This is a genomic window from Sphingomonas kyeonggiensis, assembly GCF_030812785.1.
Classification (GTDB): domain Bacteria; phylum Pseudomonadota; class Alphaproteobacteria; order Sphingomonadales; family Sphingomonadaceae; genus Sphingomonas; species Sphingomonas kyeonggiensis_B.
In genome coordinates this window covers 871538-890053 of sequence record NZ_JAUSTJ010000002.1, presented here as the reverse complement: position 1 = coordinate 890053, position 18516 = coordinate 871538, and the positions used below count along the sequence as shown (strand labels likewise).

The window sequence follows — 18516 nt, the reverse complement described above, 5'->3', positions numbered from 1 at the left end:
GCGCAGCGGGGGAGGTGGCGCGCGCAGCGCGACGGAGGGGGCGGTTCGGCAAGCGGTGCGCTCGCGGCCAAGCCCCCTCCACCACTCGCTTCGCGAGCGGTCCCCCTCCCCCGCTTCGCGAGGGAGGAGCTAGGACCTCAAGGAATCGCCGCGTCCTTGGCTTTCTGCTCCAGGCGCTCCTGATACCATTGGCGGATCGCGGCGCGGGTGCAGCCGGTCTGGCCGCCGGTGCCCACCGGCGAGCAGCTGTTCGGCAGGCCAGCGCGATTGACTTCCTCGACCATCTCCACCCGGTTGGTCCAGGCCTGCGACGCGGCATCGTCCTTGCGCTGGTTCCGGAATTCCTTGGGGATGCGATAGGGCGATTCGCCGCCATTGGCGCAGACCACGATCTCGTCCTCGTTCTGCGGCTTGGGGCATTCCTCCTGGCCGTAGAGCAGGATGCTGCGCACCCGCTTGGGCGGGCCGCTCTGGTCGGCATCCTGGGACTGCTTGCTGTCCTGCGCGATGGCGGGACCGGCGAGCAGCGCGGCAGCGACGAGCAAACGAACGATCATGAACACTCCTTCTGGCGTAACAACGCCCCTCGCCGCTGGACGTGCCGCCCTAGTGTGGCAAGCCCAAGGCACGGGCATGGCTTGCGTGAACGCCTTTTCATCCTAAGTGGCAGCCATGATCCGGCCGATCGCCGTTGCCGGCGCCTTCCTGACTCTGACCGCCTGCGCCTCCAACGGAGGCGTCGACGATGCGTGCCGCAAGATCAGCTTCGAGGGCACCAGCTTCACCGTGTGCCGCGCCGATCCGCAGAAGCATGACCTGATGCTGGTCGACAAGGGCGCCGACGGCCGGCCGATGCGCGACTTCACCGGGCTCCAGCCGCGGCTGGGCGATCGCTATCCGCGCATCGCCTTCGCGATGAACGCCGGCATGTTCGACGCGGCCGGCCTGCCGATCGGCTATTATGTCGAGGACGGGGCCGAGCAGAAGTCGCTCAACCGCCGGCCGGGCCCGGGCAATTTCCACATGCAGCCCAACGGCGTGTTCTGGGGCGACGCCAAGGGCTGGCACGTCGCCACCACCGACGATTTCGCCGCCAACAAACCCGACCATGTCCGCTTCGCCACCCAGTCGGGGCCAATGCTGCTGATCAACGGCAAGCTCCACCCCAAGCTGGCCGAGAACGGCACCTCGCTCCAGGTCCGCAACGCCGTGGGCGTCGGGCTGAATGGAAGCGCATGGTTCGCGATCAGCAACGAGGCCGTCTCGTTCGGTCGCTTCGCCCGCCTGTTCCGCGACAAGCTCGCCGCACCCGACGCGCTCTATCTCGACGGCGCCGTCTCGCGGCTCTGGGATCCCGTCTCGGACCGGCTCGACGGCGGTGCGCCGATCGGGCCGATCGTGGTGGCGCTGCAGCGCAAGAATTGACCGTCATCCCCCATTCCCGTCATCCCCGCGAAGGCGGGGATGACGAAGAAGAATAGGCCAGCTAAGGCTTTCGCCATGATCCTCGTCATCGACAATTACGACAGCTTCACCTGGAACCTGGTCCACTACCTGATGGAGCTGGGCACCGAAGTGCAGGTGGTGCGCAACGATGCGCTGAGCGCGCGCGACGCGGTCGCCAGCAACGCCCAGGCCTTCCTGATCTCGCCCGGCCCCTGCACGCCCAACGAGGCGGGGATCAGCCTCGACCTGGTCGCCGCCTGCGCGGACCTGAAGAAGCCGCTGCTCGGCGTGTGCCTGGGCCATCAGGCGATCGGCCAGCATTTCGGCGGTTCGGTGGTGCGCGGCGGGCTGATGCACGGCAAGACCAGCCCGGTGAGCCATGACGGGACCGGCCTGTTCGAGGGGCTCCCCTCGCCCTTCACCGCGACGCGCTATCACTCGCTGATCGTCACCGACATTCCCGACGATCTGGCCGTCAACGCCACTGCCGATGACGCGCATGTGATGGGCTTCCGGCACAAGGAGCTGCCGATCCACGGCGTGCAGTTCCACCCCGAGAGCATCGCCACCGAACATGGCCACGCGATGCTGGCCAACTTCCTCAGGCTCGCCGGGATCGAGGCGCACGCGCTCGCCTGAATCTGCACGGGCGCCTGAATCTGCAAAGCTTTGCGACAATTTCGGGTGCGCGGTGACATAGCCGCGCGACCTCTCGCCGCCATTTCTCCGGCATGGCCCGATCCCGGGCCGGATGGAGACTGCAATGAACCACAAGCTGCAGCTGGTCGCCGCGACGCTGGCGGGGGTGCTGGTCACGGTGGCGGCGGGCGGCATCGCCTTTGCCGGCATGGACCATGGCGGGCTGGGCCGCTTCGCCCGCGCCGATGCCAATGGCGACGGCACGATCACCCGCGCCGAATGGATCGCAGCGGCCAATGCCCGCTTCGACAAGCTTGATGCCAATCACGACGGCAAGCTGATCGTCGGCGAGATTCCACCGCCTCCGCACGGGCGGCATCACGGGCCGCGCGGGTTGGATGGGCCGGAGGATGGGCCGAGGGCCGTGCAGCCAGGGAATGCGAACTGATTCCCTCTCCCTTCCAAGGGAGAGGGAGGGAGCCGACAAAGTCGGCGGAAGGGTGAGGGTGAACGCGGAAGCGCCAAGCCTGGTCCGCTGCCCCTCACCCGGCTCGACTTCGCCTCGCCACCCTCTCCCGTAGACGGGAGAGGGTTTTACCCGCTAGCCTCCGCGGATGAGCTTCTTCGAGAGCCTCGTCGCGCTGCTCGCGCTGGCGGTCCTGCTGCTGCAGGTCTCGCGGCGCACGCCGATTCCCTATCCGACGATGCTCGCCGCCGCCGGCGTGGTGGTCGCGCTGATCCCCGGCGCGCCCGACATCACGCTGGACGGCCATACCGCGATGGCGCTGTTCATCGCCCCCGTGCTGCTCGACGCCGCCTTCGACTTCCCCTTGTCCGCGATCCGCCGGTTGTGGCGTCCGCTGATCGCGCTCGCCGTGGTCGCGGTGCTGATCACCACCGCGGTGGTCGCCTGGATCGGCTGGCATTTCGCCGGCCTGCCGATCGCCGCAGCGATCGCGCTCGGCGCCATCGTCGCCCCGCCCGACGCGGCCGCCGCCACCACCGTGCTGCAATCAGCCAAGCTGCCGCGCGGCACCGTCCAGGTGCTCACCGGCGAGAGCCTGCTCAACGATGCCACCGCCCTGCTGCTGTTCGGCGCGGCGCTGGCGGTGCAGAGCCATGGCGGGATCGACGCGATGGTCGCCACCCGCCTCAGCCTCGCGGTGCCCGGCGGCATCGCGCTCGGCCTGTTCTGCGGCTGGGCGATGGGCAAGGTGATGCCCTTCACCCGCGGCTCGTTCGGCGGCAACCTGTTCGAGTTCGTCAACACCTTCATCGCCTGGATCCTCGCCGAGCGGCTCGGCCTGTCCGCCGTGCTCTGCGTGGTGACCTGCGCGATGTACGTCGCCAATTCGCCCGCGGTGCCGATCAACGCGCGCAACCGCGTCCAGTCCTTCGCGGTGTGGGGCGTGGCGGTGTTCGTGCTCAACGTCGTCGCGTTCCTGCTGATGGGCATGCAGGTGCGCCAGATCGTCGCGGGCATGGGCGCCGACCGGCTGGGCGACGCGGCGCGCTTCGCGGGGCTGGTGGTGCTCGGCGTGATCGCCACCCGCATGGCCTGGTCGGTGGGCTACAATATCCTCGTCCGCACCTTCCCGATGTTGCGCGGCGATGCGAAGCCGGTCAGCTTCGCGCAGAGCGTGGTGGTCGGCTGGTGCGGGATGCGCGGGCTGGTGACGCTCGCCACCGCCATGGCGCTGCCGCACGACTTCCCCCAGCGCGACCTGGTCGTGCTTTCGGCCTTCGCGGTGGTGCTGGCGACCCTGGTGCTGCAGGGACTCACCCTGTCCCCGCTGATCCGGCTGCTCGGGCTCGCCGGCAAGGGCGATGGCGAGGAGCTGCTCGACAAGGCCCGGCGCAAGCTTGCCGAGGCGGCGCTTGCCGCGCTGGAGGGCGAGCAGGGCAAGGTCGCCGACGAGACCCGGCGCCAGTTCGAGATCGACCGCAACGGCGCCGACAATATCTGCCCCGAATTCGATGCCCGCCAGCGCCTCCGCCTCGCCGCCATCGCCGCCCAGCGCGACAAGCTCGACGAGCTGCGCGACAGCGACGTGATCGGCCAGGACCTGTACGAGCAGCTCCAGGAGGAGCTCGACTGGCGCGACCTGGCGATCAGCCCGGAAGGGCGGCGGCTGATCGAGGCAGGTTGACCACAGGTCCGACAGGGCACACTGTGTTAGTATACTAATACGGACTTACAGCCATGCGGCCTGTCACGCTTGCCCTTATCCTGCTCATCGCACCCGTCCCCGCGCATGCCCAGACCGAGGAGCAGGCGGTGCGCGAAGCCGATGCCGCATTCTGGCGTGCGTTCAACGCCTGCGACGCCGCGGCGATGGCGCCCTTCTTCTCCGAGGATGCCGAATTCTACCATGACATCACCGGCCTTACCCGCACGCGCGCCAGCGTGGTTGCATCGCTGGTGAAGGGTCCGTGCGGGACGCCGGGCCTCCATATCCGCCGCGCGCTCGTGCCGGAGACCATCCGGTTCGAGCGCGTGCCCGGCTATGGCGCGATCCTGTCGGGCGAGCATCTCTTCTATGCCCGGGAAGGCGACCAGCCCGAACGCCTTGCCACACGTGCCGGATTCACCGTGATCTGGCGCGAGGATCGTGGCCATTGGCAGATGACCCGCGTGATCAGCAACGCGCATCGCCCGGCCGCCTGAAGCGCGCCTCGCGCCACCCCAAACAGGATTTGCTCGACTTCGCACCATGCGAGGCGCGATAGAGCCCGCGTGACGACCTTCACTCTCCTCCCCGATCCCGCGAGCCCGCTCGCGCGCGAGTCCGCTGCCCAGGCCTTTGCCGACATCCTCGACGGCAATGTCCCCGAGCCCGAGATCGAGCGCTTCCTGATCGACCTGTCGGTGCGCGGCGAGACCAGCATCGAGATCGCCGAGGCCGCCCGGGCGATGCGCGCGCGGCTGATCCCGGTCACTGCCCCCGAAGGCGCGATCGACGTGTGCGGCACCGGCGGCGACGGGCACCACACACTCAACGTCTCGACCGCGGTGAGCTTGGTCGTGGCCGCCGCCGGCGTGCCGGTCGCCAAGCATGGCAACCGCGCCGCCTCGTCCAAGTCGGGCGCGGCGGACACGCTGGAGGCACTTGGCCTCGACCTCGACCGTGCCGGCGCGCGGGCCGAGGAGAGCCTGCACGAGCTCGGCATCGCCTTCCTCTTCGCCCAGGCGCATCATCCCTCGATGGCACGGATCGGACCGCTGCGCCGCCGCATCGGCCGCCGCACCATCTTCAACCTGATGGGCCCGCTGGCCAACCCGGCGCATGTCCGCCGCCAGCTGATCGGCATCGCCCGCCCCGACTATGCCCCGATCTATGCCGAGGCGCTGGAGCAGCTCGGCGTCGAAGCCGCGGCGATCGTCTCGGGCGAGGAAGGGCTGGACGAGCTCTCCACCGAGCATGCCAGCGTGGTGGTGAGCGTCGGCAGCTCGGGACTGCCTTCGCGGATCACGCCCGAGGATGCCGGCCTCCCCCGCCACCCGCTCAGCGCGATCCGCGGCGGCGGTCCCGAGTACAACGCGCTGGCGTTGCGCCGCCTGCTAGAGGGCGAGCCGAGCCCCTATCGCGACGCGGTGCTGCTCAACGCCGCCGCCGCGCTCGTCATCGCCGGCGAGGCCGCCGATCTGCGCGAAGGTGCCGAGGAAGCGGCCGAAGTGATCGACAAGGGCCTTGCCAAGGCGCTGCTCGACTGCTGGATCGCCTTTTGATGTCCACGATCCTCGATACCATCATCGCCACCAAGCACGGCGAAGTCGCCACCCGCCGCAAGGCGACTCCGGTGAGCGACCTGCATGCGCTCGCCCTCACCCGCACGCCGCCGCGCGGCTTCAAGGCGGCGCTCGACGCCAAGGCCGCGGCCGGCGGCTATGGCCTGATCGCCGAGATCAAGAAGGCCAGCCCGTCCAAGGGCCTGATCCGTGCCGATTTCGATCCCCCGGCCCATGCCCGCGCTTATCAGGCCGGTGGCGCCGCCTGCCTCTCGGTGCTGACCGACCTGGAGTATTTCCAGGGGCATGAGGACTATCTGATCGCCGCGCGCGCCGCCTGCGACCTGCCGGTGATCCGCAAGGACTTCATGGTCGATCCCTGGCAGGCGCTCGAATCGCGCGCGATCGGCGCGGACGCGATCCTGATCATCGTCGCCGCGCTGGAAGACGCGCAGATGGCCGAAATCGAGGACGCCGCGCTCGGCCTGGGCATGGACGTGCTGGTCGAAGTGCACGACGCCGAGGAGCTGGAGCGCGCGCTGAAGTTGCGCTCGCGGCTGATCGGGGTGAACAACCGCAATCTCAAGACCTTCGAGGTCGATGTCCAGAAGACCTATGAGCTGGTCGGCCAGGCACCGAAGGACTGCACCTTCGTGGCGGAGTCCGGCCTGAACAGCCGCGCCGACCTCGATGCGATGGCCGCGCACGACATACGCTGCTTCCTGGTCGGGGAGTCCCTCATGCGGCAAGCCGACGTCGAGGCGGCGACCCGGGCGCTGGTGGGATAATCTCCCCTCCCGCTTGCGGGAGGTGCCGGGGGAGGGCATGCCACCAGCCGTGGACGAAGTTGACAGCCCCTCCCCTAACCCCTCCCGCAAGCGGAAGGGGAATTTGACCCATCTCGACGAAACCGGCGCCGCGCGCATGGTCGATGTCGCGGGCAAGGCCGTCACCGCGCGCGAGGCGGTTGCCAGCGGCCGCATCACCATGTCGCAGGAAGCCGCCGCCGCGATCCGCGCGGGTGCGGTGAAGAAGGGTGACGTACTCGCCACCGCGCGTATCGCCGGGATCATGGCCGCCAAGCGCACCGCCGAGTTGATCCCGCTGTGCCACCCGCTGCCGCTCACCAAAGTCTCGGTCGATCTCGCGCCCGACGAGACCGGCGTCACCGTCACCGCCACCGCCGCCACTGAGGCGCAGACCGGCGTCGAGATGGAGGCGCTCACCGCCGTCTCCACCGCCTTGCTCACCCTCTACGACATGGCCAAGGCGCTCGATAAGGGCATGACCATCGGCGAGATCCGCCTGCTCTCCAAGAAGGGCGGCAAGTTGGGCGACTGGGTGGCCTGAGAACGTGATTCCCCTCCCTGCAAGGGAGGGGCAAGGGGTGGGTTAGAAAAGGTCGGGCTCGATGCCCGGCCTTTTCTGTTTCATCGAGCAGTTGGCTGGGCTCGCTTCGCTCGCAACCCACCCCCAACCCCTCCCTTGCAGGGAGGGGAGCAAAGAAGTGCGGAGAAAAATAGGTGACACAAACCCGGCATCAATATACTTAGCTCATAACCTAACTATTAAAGGCCCTGCCATGACCCTTCAGCTCTTCGGCCACCCCTTCTCGTCCTATACCTGGAAGGGCCTTATCCCGCTCTACGAGAACGGCACCGCCTTCACCTTCCGCAATCTCGAGGACCCCGAAGCCAGCGCCGAGCTGGAAGCGCGCTGGCCGCTCAAGCTCTTCCCGGTCCTGGTCGAAGGCGATCGCACCGTGCTCGAGGCGACGGCGATCATCGAATATCTCCACGTCCATCATCCCGGCCCCGTCTCGCTGATCCCCGCCGATCCCGATCTCGCGGTGCAGGCACGGATGCTCGACCGGGTCTTCGACAATTACGTCATGGGCACGATGCAGAAGCCGGTGCTCAATTCGCTGCTGCCCGAGGAGCGCCGCGATCCGATCGGCCTCGACGAGGCGATGGCGCGGCTCGACAAGGTCTATGCCTGGCTCGATGCCCATCTGGAGGGCCGGGAATGGGCGGTGGGCGAGGGTTTCACCCTAGCCGATTGTGCCGCCGCGCCGTCGCTCTTCTACGCCGATTGGGTGCGCCCCATCCCGGAGGCGCTCGCCAATCTGCGCGCCTATCGCGCCCGGCTGCTCGCCCGCCCCTCGGTCGCCCGCTGTGTCGAGGAAGCGCGCCCCTATCGCGCCTATTTCCCGCTCGGCGCGCCCGATCGCGACTGATCGTTCCGGGGGCGCATTAGGGATTTCGCAACCCTGCGGATTAACCCCGCCTTCAGACCCGGCGCCCCACTATCGAAAGGGGTCCGGGCGGGAAAAATCTTTTTATGCGACAGGGACTTGCGTCCTCCACCATTTTCAGCCTCTCGGGCGAGGCGCCGGCTGCGCAGCTGTTGCCCGAGCCCGGCGATCATGCCGCGTTCGACGCCGCGGTCTTGGTCGGCGAAACGACGCGCCTCGCCTGCTCGATCCGCAAGCTGAGCGCGGCGGGCGCGATGCTCCAGATCGACGACGAGATCGTCGAAGCGGAAGGCCTCCACCTGGAGCTCGCCAATGGCCAGTCGCTGGCGGGCCGGATCGCCTGGACCGAGCAGGGCTCGGCCGGTTTCCTGTTCGAGACGCCGATCGACGTGATCAGCACGCTCGCCCGCAATCTCGCCGCCCTCCCCGCCGAGCGCCGCAGCGTGCCGCGCGTCGAGCTGCACCAGACGATCTGCGTGCGCCGCGGCAACCAGGTCGAATTCACCCGCAGCCGTAATCTCTCCCAGGGCGGCTGTGGCTTCGAGACCGACATTGCCCTCCAGGAAGGCGATGCGGTCCAGATCAATTTCGACGGCCTGCGCCCGCTCGACGGCCTGGTGAAATGGTCGCAGGGCAGCTTTGCCGGCGTGGCATTCCACGAGGACCTGCCCTGGCAGGTGCTGATGCCCTGGCTGCGCCAGGCCCAGCAACAGCCCTCGCATCACACGCGCATCGCGGTGATCCAGGAGCAGAACGGGCTGATCCCCGACCAGAAGGCAATCCGCCTCGACACCCCCGCCCGGGTGCGCGAGGGGGTGCGCTGGTGGAACGTCAAGCTGCGCGGGATCACCCCCCAGCTCGTCGAGTTCGAATCCCGCGCGCCTTTCGCCAATGGCGCCCAGCTGTGGATCTCGCTGCCCAATATCGGCGGCGGCCCGGCCTCGGTGATCGAGACCGACGACCGCCACCGCTTCCTCTGCGAATTCCGCCTGCCGCTCAAGGCGGGGGATCTGGGGCGGATCGCGGGGTAGCGGATACTGGCGTGGCTTGTCCGCCTGCCCTAGGCAGCGAGCATGGCCGTTCTCCTTCCCGTCGCCGAAGCCCAGCATCGCCTGTTCGCGCTCACCGCCCCGGTGGCCGAGGAATTGTGCCCGCTCGCCGAGGCTGCCGGCCGCTGGGCGTCGCGGGACATCGCTGCGCTGCGGACCCAGCCGGCCGCCGATCTCTCCTCGATGGACGGCTATGCGATCCGCTTCGCCGATCTGCCCGGCCCCTGGGAAGTGATCGGTGAGAGCGCCGCCGGTCGCGGTTTTGCGGGGGAAGCGGGCGTAGGCGAGGCCGTCCACATCTTCACCGGTGCCCCGCTGCCGCCCGGCACCGACACGATCCTCGTCCAGGAAGAGGCCGCACGCGACGGCTCTCGCCTCACGCTCGCCGGCGAGGGCCCGCCCCGCATTGGCAGCAGCGTCCGTGCGCGCGGGCTCGATTTCGCCGAGGGCGACGCGCTGATCCGCGCCGGCGAGCGCCTCACCCCCGCCCGCCTCGCGCTGGCCGCCATTGCTGGCCACGCCGCCCTGCCTGTCCGCCGCAAGGTGCGCGTGGCGCTGCTTTCCACCGGCGACGAGCTAGTCCCGCCCGGCACCCCGCTCGGCCCCGACCAGATTCCCGAGACCAACCGCCTGCTACTTGCGGCAATGCTGGCCGAGCTGCCGATCGAGCTGATCGACCTCGGCATCCTGCCCGACCGGCAGGACTTGCTTGAGGCCGCGTTCCGATCGCTCGACTGCGACCTGCTCGTCACCACCGGCGGCGCCTCGGTCGGCGATCACGATCTCGTCCGCCCGGCGCTCAAGGCGGCGGGCGCGGCGATCGACTTCTGGAAGGTCGCGCTGCGCCCCGGCAAGCCGGTGATGGCGGGCCGGCTGGGCGGCAGCGCCGTGCTCGGCCTGCCCGGCAACCCGGTGTCGGTGTTCGCCACCACGATCCTGTTCGTCCGCCCGCTGATCGCGCATCTCGCCGGCGCCGCCGATCCGCTCCCCCGGACGCGCACCGTGCCGCTGGGCGAGCCCCTGCCCGCTACCGGCGCCCGCGCCGACTATCTCCGCGCCGAGCTGATCGACGGGCGCGCCCATGCCGCGACGATCCAGGACTCGTCGATGCTGCGCACGCTGGCCCGCGCGACCTGCCTGATCGTGCGTCCGGCGGGTGCTCCCGAGGCGAAAACGGGCGACTCGGCAGAAATCCTCGACATCGCTTGACAAGCAGGCGGAACATTGCAAAAACGTTCCCAGTCTGTTCCAGACGGGGAGAAACGGGATGCTCACGCGCAAGCAGCACGAGCTCATCTGCTTTATTGCCGACCGGCTTGCCGAGACCGGCGTGTCACCTTCGTTCGAGGAAATGAAGGAGGCGCTCGACCTCAAGTCGAAATCAGGTGTGCATCGGCTGATCTCGGCGCTTGAAGAGCGGGAGTTCATCCGCCGCCTGCCCAACCGGGCCCGCGCGCTCGAAGTGCTGCGCATGCCGGAGCGTGGCGGCGAAGCGGCGAAGAAGCCCACAGCCCCAAAAACCGGTGCCCCCGTGGCATCAACTTCGTCAACTTCCGCTCCCTCGACGCTGCCGGCGCCGGCCAATGACGTGATAGAGATCCCGCTGCACGGCCGCATCGCCGCCGGTACCCCGATCGAGGCACTGCAGGATTCGGCCATGCTCCCGGTTCCCGCCGCGCTGCTCGGCGCGGGCGAGCATTATGCGCTCGAAGTCGCCGGCGATTCGATGGTCGAGGCCGGCATCCTCGACGGCGACTATGCGCTGATCCGCCGCACCGAGACGGCGCGCGACGGCGAGATCGTCGTGGCGCTGATCGACGAGAATGAGGCGACGCTGAAGTATTTCCGCAAGGAAGGCGCGATGATCCGGCTCGATCCGGCCAATCGTGACTACAACCCGCAGCGCTACCGCCCCGACCAGGTCCGCGTACAGGGCCGCCTTGCCGGACTGCTGCGGAAGTATTGAATGCGATTGGATCTCCGCCAGCGCATGACGGAGATCCAATCTTAACCGGTTGCCCCTGGTTTTCTTTCTGCGCTAGCATCCCTGGCGGGGAGGAGGCCGATGAAGAACCTGGGCGCTTGGTTGATTGCCATCGGATCAGGTGTCGTTCTTGTCGCCTTTTTGATTGGCAACACGGTAAGTGCCGAAGTCCCCGACTTATCGCTCTCCTCGCTTACCGGTTCGATGCTGACCCGCTATCAGGAAGTAGCCAATCTTCCGAAGCTTCAGCTTCAAACCATGATATTCCAGTCGGGAATCGCGCTCTTCCTTGCCGGTGCTATTTTCGCGGGTTGCGGGGCGATCCTTGAGGCGCTGACCCCATCTCAGCCCCTCGACGCGACCACGCCTTTGCCCTCTATGGCCCCGTCGGAATTGCCCGCATCTGCGGCCGAGGAAGCTGCCCCCCCCTGACATGGCCTACGGCGAGCCGGAACCGGAGAGTTACGGTTGGGTCTTTGTTGTCGTTGGGGGACTGCTCGCCGTGCTGCTGATCCTCGCCATTGCGACCAGGCCGCAAAACAGCGCCGACGTCCGACCCGCAGCAACCAACACAACCGAAGTCGTTCCCGCCGAGAATATTCAGTCGGAATCGGACAGACAGACGCCCTCAAAGTCAAAGCGTCATCGGTAATCGCCTTTGCCCGCCGGCACATAGGACGGCTGCACCTTAGGCGGGTTCAGCCAGGGATGCTGCCCCGCACCGCGCACCATCGTCACCCGCCCGCTCCTGAACGCGATCGCCACGCCGCCCGTCCGCGCCAGCGCCGGCCGGTCGAGCTTGAGCCAGCGCGGCGTGCAGCCCGCAGGCAGGCGCCGGTCGCTGATCATCACATCGACGCGGCGGCACAGCGCCGTGAACTCGGCCCAGGGCAGCGCGTAGGGGCTCCGCGTCGCCGCGACCCGCCACACCCGGCTGCCGGCGCGGTGCTCGATCATGCAGCTGTCTAGGCTGCACCGCGCGCCCGGCTGCTCGGACAGCACCACCGGCTCGGCATCGCTGCCGCCCGTCTCGGCCAGCATGTCGCGGGTATAGTCCCCCGCTCGGTCGCGCAGCAGCGCCATGCTGCCGTCCGGCATGCGGACTGCCAGATGCCGCCCGTCGCCCGTGACGATCAGATCGGGCGCCGGCGTGGCGAGCATCCAGAGGAGACCGGCGACCAGCGGCACCGCCCCCACCCAGCGTACCCGCGTCCGCCACAATGCCAACCACAGCCCCCCAGCCATCATCAGCGCGAAGGCGCCGTTTGGCATGCTCGGAAAGGCCGCCACCGCGCCCGGCGCGGCGGCGGTGGTCCGCGCGATCCACAGCAGCAGGTCGAGAGCGCGGGCGGTGAGCCACCAGGCGGGACCGCCCAGCCCGACCAGGTCGAGGGCGAGCGCCAGCGCCTCGAGGGGCATGATCACGAAGGTGGTGAGCGGGATCGCGACGATATTGGCGAGCGCGCCATAGAGGCCGGCCTGGTGGAAGTGGAACAGCCCGATCGGCATCAGCGCCAGCTCGACGGCGAAGCCAGTGACGAGCAGCACGCCCGCGCCGCGCGGCAGCGCCGCGCCCCGCCCCTCCTCGCGCTTGCCGAACCAGCCCTGCATGCGCGGACTCTCGTGCAGCGCGACGATCGCCGTCACCGCCGCGAAGCTCAGCTGGAAGCTCGCCCCGGCCAGCGCCTCGGGCCAGAGCAGTAGCACGATCGTCGCGCCCGCCGCGACCAGCCGCAGCGTGATCGCCTCGCGCCCCAGGCTCAGCGCCAGCAGCACGAGCAGCGCGGCGACACACGACCGGATCGTCGGCACCTCGGCGCCGGTGAGCCAGGTATAGCCGATCGCCGCCAGCGCACCCGCCCCCGCTGCGACCAGCGGCAGGCGCCAGCGCAAGGCGAGCGTCGGGCTCAGCGCGAGCAGCTTGAGGACCAGCAGCATTGCCGCCGCGGTCACCGCAGTGACGTGGAGCCCGCTCACCGAGAGCAGATGGGCGAGGCCGGAGCGCTGCATCGCCTCGACGTCCTCCATGGCGATCGCACCCTGGTCGCCCGTGGCGAGCGCGCTGGCGATGCCGCCCCCGCTCCCCTCGATTCGCGACTGGATATGGGCGGAAAGCGACGCGCGCAGATCGGCGCCGGACGCCTTTGCCGGCGTCACCACTTCGATCGGATCGAAACCCTTGCCCGTCGCGCCCAGCCCGGCGAACCAGGCGGTGCGCGCGAAATCATAGCCGCCCGGCACCGCGGCCTCGGCGGGTGGCATCAGCCGGGCCCGCAGCTTGATCACCGCGTCCGGCGCGAGCCCCGCGGGCACGTCCTTCGCCTCCAGGTTCACCCGCACGCGCGGCGGCAGGTCGCTGCGGCCCGGCAGCAAAGTCACGCGCATCAGTTCGCGCGCCGGCATCCGCTCGACCCGCACCACACGCCCGATGATCTCCACCACCGCCGGCCGCGCCAGCACCGGTGCCGCGACGCGCTCGGCCCGCCACCAGATCAGTCCGCAGCCCGCCGCCATGGCAAGTCCGCCGATCAGCAGCGCCCGCCCCAGCCGCCCCGGCAGGGCCAGCCCGAGTAGCGCCACTGCGGCGCAGGCGAGCAGGAAGCCGATCCAGCGCGACGCATCGGGAAGCAGGAACCAGGCGGTGATCCCGCCCCCCAGCGCGACCGGCAGCCAGAGCGGCAATTGGCCCCGCTCCGCCTCCAGCCAGCGCTCGATCGCGCCGCCGATCTGGCGAAATGCCGCCCCTCCCCCCATTTGAAGGGAGGCAGACCCCGTGCTAGGGGCGCCCTCGGCGGCTGAATGGGCCATCGAAAACACTTTCTGGGAGCAAGCTCGGTTGGGCGCAACATCTGATACGGGTGCGAAACAGGTCGTCACGCGGTTCGCACCGTCCCCCACCGGGTTCCTGCACATCGGCGGTGCGCGCACCGCTTTGTTCAACCTGCTGTTCGCCCGCCACCATGGCGGCAAGTTCCTGCTGCGCATCGAGGATACCGATCGCGCCCGCTCGACTGATCAGGCGATCTCCGCGATCCTCGACGGGATGCGCTGGCTGAACCTCGATTGGGACGGCGACGAGGTCTATCAATTCTCCCGCGCCGCGCGCCATGCCGAGGTCGCCCGCGAGATGCTGGCCAATGGCCATGCCTATAAGTGCTTCGCCACCGCCGAGGAGCTCGAGGCGATGCGCGCCGTGCAGAAGGCGAACAAGCAGCCGCTGCGCTATGACGGCCGCTGGCGCGACCGCGACGAAGCGGAAGGCGGCAACGCTCCCTATGTCATCCGCCTCAAGGCGCCGCGCGAAGGCGCGGTGACGATCCAGGATCACGTCCAGGGCCCGGTGACGGTGAACAATGCCGAGCTCGACGACCTCGTCCTGCTCCGCTCGGACGGCACGCCGACCTATATGCTCGCAGTGGTGGTCGACGATCACGACATGGGCGTGACGCACGTCATCCGCGGCGACGATCACCTCAACAACGCCTTCCGCCAGCTGCCGATCTATCGCGCAATGGGCTGGGACGAGCCCGAATATGCCCACATCCCGCTGATCTTCAATCCGGACGGCACCAAGATGTCGAAGCGGAAGAACGCGGTGGCGGTCGACGAGTATCGCGACCAGCTCGGCATCCTGCCCGAGGCGCTGTCCAACTATCTGCTCCGCCTCGGCTGGGGGCATGGCGACGACGAGATCATCAGCCGCGAGCAGGCGATCGAGTGGTTCGCGCTGTCCGGCGTCGGCCGTAGCCCGTCGCGCTTCGACCTCAAGAAGCTCGAGAGCCTCAACGGCCATTATATCCGCGCCGCCAGCGACGAGCGGCTCGCCGATCTGGTCGCCCCGCGACTCGGTTTCGAACTTTCGGAATCGCAGCTCGATCTTCTGCGCCGCAGCATGGCCGCATTGAAGCCGCGCGCCGCGAATCTCCTTGAATTGGCGGAGGGCGCGGCCTTCCTGTTTCGCACTCGCCCACTGGAATTGGACGACGGCGCCAAGGCTCTGCTAGAGGGCGACGCGCGGGGGCTCCTGTCCAAGCTGCACGCCGCGCTTGACGGCGTGGAAAGCTGGGATACGGAGGCGCTCGAAGCGGCGGTACGCACCGTCGCGGAAGATGCGGGTGTCAAGCTCGGTGCGACTGCGCAGCCTCTGCGCGCGGCACTCACCGGGCGTCGGACATCTCCGGGCATCTTTGACGTTCTAGCGCTGCTGGGACGCGAAGAGAGCCTGGCTCGCATCGCAGATCAGATGACCGTGCCGGCCTGATCCCAGGTTCGGCCCAGACTAAGGACGACGTTTATGAGCGACACCGCGAAGCTGCAGGTTCCGGGGAAGGATGTCGAATATCCGATTCTCTCGGGCAGCGTCGGCCCGGAGGTCATCGACATCCGCAAGCTCTACGGCCAGACCGGCAAGTTCACTTATGACCCCGGCTTCACCTCGACCGCTTCGTGCGAATCGGGCCTGACCTATATCGATGGCGACGAGGGCATCCTGCTCCACCGCGGCTATCCGATCGGCCAGCTCGCCGAGCAGTCGAGCTTCATGGAAGTCGCCTATCTCCTCCTGAACGGCGAGCTGCCGGACCAGGGCGAACTGGACGCGTTCGAGAACACGATCACCCGCCACACCATGCTGCACGAGCAGCTGGCGACCTTCTATCGCGGCTTCCGCCGTGACGCACACCCGATGGCGGTGATGTGCGGCGTCGCCGGCGCGCTCTCGGCCTTCTATCACGACTCGACCGACATCACCGATCCGAAGCAGCGCATGATCGCGTCGCACCGCCTGATCGCGAAGATGCCGACGATCGCGGCGATGGCCTACAAGTACAGCGTCGGCCAGCCGTTCCTCTACCCGGACAACAAGCTCAGCTACACCGGCAACTTCCTGCGCATGACCTTCGGTGTGCCGGCGGAAGAATATGTGGTGAACCCGGTCGTCGAGAAGGCGATGGACCGCATCTTCATCCTCCATGCCGATCACGAGCAGAACGCCTCGACCTCGACCGTGCGCCTCGCCGGCTCGTCGGGCGCGAACCCGTTCGCCTGCATCGCAGCCGGCATCGCCTGCCTGTGGGGCCCGGCGCATGGCGGCGCCAATGAAGCGGCGCTCAACATGCTGCGCGAGATCGGCCGTCCGGAGCGCATCCCCGAGTACATCGCCCGCGCCAAGGACAAGAACGATCCGTTCCGCCTGATGGGCTTCGGCCACCGCGTCTACAAGAACTACGATCCGCGCGCGACCGTGATGCAGAAGACCGTGCGCGAAGTGTTCGACGCGCTCAAGGTCAACGACCCCGTCTTCGAGGTCGCCCTGCAGCTCGAGGAGATGGCGCTCAACGATCCGTACTTCATCGAGAAGAAGCTGTTCCCGAACGTCGACTTCTATTCGGGCGTGATCCTCTCGGCGATCGGCTTCCCGACGACGATGTTCACCGCGCTCTTCGCGCTTGCCCGCACCGTCGGCTGGGTCGCGCAGTGGAATGAGATGATCTCGGATCCCGAGCAGAAGATCGGCCGCCCGCGCCAGCTCTACACGGGCCCGGTGCAGCGCGACTACGTGCCGGTCGGCAAGCGCTAAGCCGCCTTCCAACCCCATATCGGTTCCGGGAACGCCGTCTCCGCCTTCGCGGGGGCGGCGTTTTCGGTTAACGCTGCGGCGACCATCCCCTCGGAGTCGCCGGAATGCGCCAGAACATCCTGATCCTCATCGGCATCCTCGGCTTCATCGCAGGCGTGGTGTTCATGCTCCAGGGGCTCGGCATCCTGCAGGCGCCCGTCTCCAGCCCGATGATCGGCAGCCAGGCCTGGGTGATCCGCGGCGGGATCATCGCGCTGCTCAGCGCGATCCTGATCGGCGGCGTCCGCCTCGTTCCCACCCGAGCCGAGCGCAAGGCTGCGCGCCGGGCGAGGGACTGACCGGGCTCGCTCCGGATCGGTCGCAACTCCGATTGTCGCCCCACCGGCCAGTTGAGAACCTCCCGTATCGGATTCGTCGCAGCCGGCGAATCGAAAAGGGGGAGTGCCGTCCATGCCGACCTATACCGGTACCAATAACGCCGACACGATCTACGGATCGACCAGCGCCGACACGATCTTCGGCTATGGCGGCAACGACCTGATATCCGGCGACAATGGCGGCGACATGATCTATGGCGGTGACGGCGACGACGCCCTGTTCAATCACGGCGCGCTGACCGACAGCTATACCGACTATCTCTACGGCGAGAACGGCAACGACCATCTCTACGTATCGACAGGCGACTATGCCAATGGCGGCACCGGCTTCGATACGCTGTACGTGTATCTGATGAATGCGACGTCGGGCCAGACGATCAACTTCACGGCGCTCTGGAGCGGCGGGACGGTCTCGATCGCGGGCGGCAGCGCGACTGCGATGGAATCGCTCTACGTCGTCTATGGCAGCAACTATGCCGACACGATCACCGCCGGCAGCGTCACCGGCTCGGCGCCGATGATCCTCGGCTGTGGCGGCGGCGACACCCTTTATGGCGGCGACGGCAACGACTGGATCGAAGGCTATTCGGAGAGCGGCGTCGGTGCCGATACCGCGGTCGACTATATCTATGGCAATGGCGGCAACGACCTGGTCAGTGGCGCGCTCGGCGACTATATCGACGGCGGCAGCGGCACCGACGCGCTGAAGCTCGACCTCACCCTGGCGACCGGCGGCGTGAACTGCGACTTCGCGCCGCTGCTCGCAGGCTATACCGGCACGATACTCGGCACGACGCTGGTCAGCATCGAGCATATCGATAGCGTCTACGGCACCGCCTATGACGATGTCTTCGACACGAGCGCCGACAATTACGCCACGCTGATCTCGGCCGGGAACGGCAACGACCAACTGCTCGGCGGCTCGGGCGACAATCGCCTGTTCGGCGGGGCCGGAGACGACTGGCTCTCCGGCGGTGGCGGGGCCGACATGCTGGTCGGCGGCGCCGGCCTCGACAGCATGACCGGCGGTTCGGGCGCGGACCAGTTCGCCTTCAACCCCGGCGACTTCGCCGCCAGCATCCTCCCCTCGCAAGTCGATCGCATCACCGATTTCAGCCGGGCCGATGGCGACAAGATCAACCTGTCACCGATCGATGCGATCACAGGCGGTTCGGACAATGCCTTCAGCTTCATCGGCAACGCGGCGTTCAGCGGCGTCGCGGGGCAGCTGCGCTACGACTATGCGGGCAGCGACACGATGGTTTTCGGCGACATCAATGGCGACGGCGTCGCGGATTTCGCGATCCAGCTTACCGGCTCGTTCAGCCTCATCTCGTCCGATTTCATGCTCTGAGCGAGGGCGGCAACCTTAACCCCGGCCTACCAACGGGTTCAGCAATGCGACTCAATCGCCGTCTTATCGTTCTTCCTGCGGGAAGAGAGAGGAATGGAGAGTTGA

Annotated in this window: 19 protein-coding genes; 17 read left to right on the top strand and 2 right to left on the bottom strand. The window is 68.0% G+C overall.

The genetic code is table 11. The annotated features are described in order from the left end of the window. Positions 1 to 137: 137 nt before the first annotated feature. Complete coding sequence (locus J2W22_RS13705; protein WP_307118800.1) at positions 138 to 557, bottom strand: hypothetical protein; 420 nt, start codon at positions 555 to 557, stop codon at positions 138 to 140. A 115-nt stretch (positions 558 to 672) separates the two neighbouring features. Between J2W22_RS13705 and J2W22_RS13700 the strand changes: the two genes are divergently transcribed. The 13 genes from J2W22_RS13700 to J2W22_RS13640 all read left to right on the top strand — a co-directional run bounded on the left by J2W22_RS13700 (position 673) and on the right by J2W22_RS13640 (position 11534). Then, on the top strand, positions 673 to 1425 hold the full coding sequence (locus J2W22_RS13700) for a phosphodiester glycosidase family protein (RefSeq protein WP_307118799.1): 753 nt from the start codon (positions 673 to 675) through the stop codon (positions 1423 to 1425). A 75-nt stretch (positions 1426 to 1500) separates the two neighbouring features. After that, positions 1501 to 2085, top strand: a complete 585-nt coding sequence (locus tag J2W22_RS13695; RefSeq protein WP_307118798.1) for an anthranilate synthase component II — start codon at positions 1501 to 1503, stop codon at positions 2083 to 2085. Positions 2086 to 2209: 124 nt separating this feature from the next. Next, on the top strand, positions 2210 to 2533 hold the full coding sequence (locus J2W22_RS13690; RefSeq protein WP_307118797.1) for a hypothetical protein: 324 nt from the start codon (positions 2210 to 2212) through the stop codon (positions 2531 to 2533). A 166-nt stretch (positions 2534 to 2699) separates the two neighbouring features. Next, positions 2700 to 4235 carry a cation:proton antiporter gene (locus J2W22_RS13685; protein WP_307118796.1) on the top strand — a complete coding sequence of 512 codons (1536 nt, stop codon included), beginning with the start codon at positions 2700 to 2702 and terminating at the stop codon, positions 4233 to 4235. Positions 4236 to 4288: 53 nt separating this feature from the next. Beyond that, the gene (locus J2W22_RS13680; protein WP_307118795.1) at positions 4289 to 4753 is read left to right on the top strand and encodes a nuclear transport factor 2 family protein; all 465 of its coding nucleotides are present in this window, start codon (positions 4289 to 4291) and stop codon (positions 4751 to 4753) included. A gap of 69 nt (positions 4754 to 4822) precedes the next feature. Then, positions 4823 to 5815, top strand: coding sequence for an anthranilate phosphoribosyltransferase (gene trpD / locus J2W22_RS13675; protein WP_307118794.1), 993 nt, complete (start codon positions 4823 to 4825; stop codon positions 5813 to 5815). Further along, entirely contained in the window at positions 5815 to 6603 is a 789-nt protein-coding gene (gene trpC, locus J2W22_RS13670) for an indole-3-glycerol phosphate synthase TrpC (RefSeq protein WP_307118793.1), read from the top strand. Before trpD ends, trpC begins: the two co-directional genes overlap by 1 nt. 103 nt (positions 6604 to 6706) lie before the next feature. Further along, positions 6707 to 7165: a cyclic pyranopterin monophosphate synthase MoaC gene (gene moaC / locus J2W22_RS13665; protein ID WP_307118792.1), complete on the top strand. Its 459-nt coding sequence runs from the start codon at positions 6707 to 6709 to the stop codon at positions 7163 to 7165. Between the two features lie 232 nt (positions 7166 to 7397). Then, the gene (locus J2W22_RS13660; RefSeq protein ID WP_307118791.1) at positions 7398 to 8051 is read left to right on the top strand and encodes a glutathione S-transferase family protein; all 654 of its coding nucleotides are present in this window, start codon (positions 7398 to 7400) and stop codon (positions 8049 to 8051) included. A 104-nt stretch (positions 8052 to 8155) separates the two neighbouring features. After that, the gene (locus tag J2W22_RS13655; RefSeq protein WP_307118790.1) at positions 8156 to 9100 is read left to right on the top strand and encodes a PilZ domain-containing protein; all 945 of its coding nucleotides are present in this window, start codon (positions 8156 to 8158) and stop codon (positions 9098 to 9100) included. A 42-nt stretch (positions 9101 to 9142) separates the two neighbouring features. Then, complete coding sequence (locus tag J2W22_RS13650) at positions 9143 to 10327, top strand: molybdopterin molybdotransferase MoeA (RefSeq protein ID WP_307118789.1); 1185 nt, start codon at positions 9143 to 9145, stop codon at positions 10325 to 10327. A gap of 58 nt (positions 10328 to 10385) precedes the next feature. Then, positions 10386 to 11084 (top strand): transcriptional repressor LexA, encoded by a 699-nt coding sequence (gene lexA, locus J2W22_RS13645; protein ID WP_307118788.1) that lies wholly within the window; start codon positions 10386 to 10388, stop codon positions 11082 to 11084. A 99-nt stretch (positions 11085 to 11183) separates the two neighbouring features. Further along, complete coding sequence (locus J2W22_RS13640; protein ID WP_307118787.1) at positions 11184 to 11534, top strand: hypothetical protein; 351 nt, start codon at positions 11184 to 11186, stop codon at positions 11532 to 11534. A 210-nt stretch (positions 11535 to 11744) separates the two neighbouring features. Here J2W22_RS13640 and J2W22_RS13635 read toward each other — a convergent pair whose 3' ends face one another. Then, complete coding sequence (locus tag J2W22_RS13635; protein ID WP_307118786.1) at positions 11745 to 13856, bottom strand: ComEC/Rec2 family competence protein; 2112 nt, start codon at positions 13854 to 13856, stop codon at positions 11745 to 11747. A gap of 82 nt (positions 13857 to 13938) precedes the next feature. Between J2W22_RS13635 and gltX the strand changes: the two genes are divergently transcribed. The 4 genes from gltX (at position 13939) to J2W22_RS13615 (ending at position 18411) form a co-directional block, all read left to right on the top strand. Next, positions 13939 to 15363, top strand: a complete 1425-nt coding sequence (gene gltX / locus J2W22_RS13630; protein ID WP_307118785.1) for a glutamate--tRNA ligase — start codon at positions 13939 to 13941, stop codon at positions 15361 to 15363. A 33-nt stretch (positions 15364 to 15396) separates the two neighbouring features. Further along, the gene (locus J2W22_RS13625; protein ID WP_307118784.1) at positions 15397 to 16680 is read left to right on the top strand and encodes a citrate synthase; all 1284 of its coding nucleotides are present in this window, start codon (positions 15397 to 15399) and stop codon (positions 16678 to 16680) included. Between the two features lie 104 nt (positions 16681 to 16784). Beyond that, positions 16785 to 17018 (top strand): hypothetical protein, encoded by a 234-nt coding sequence (locus J2W22_RS13620; protein WP_307118783.1) that lies wholly within the window; start codon positions 16785 to 16787, stop codon positions 17016 to 17018. A gap of 112 nt (positions 17019 to 17130) precedes the next feature. Continuing rightward, the gene (locus J2W22_RS13615) at positions 17131 to 18411 is read left to right on the top strand and encodes a calcium-binding protein (protein WP_307118782.1); all 1281 of its coding nucleotides are present in this window, start codon (positions 17131 to 17133) and stop codon (positions 18409 to 18411) included. Positions 18412 to 18516: the final 105 nt, after the last annotated feature.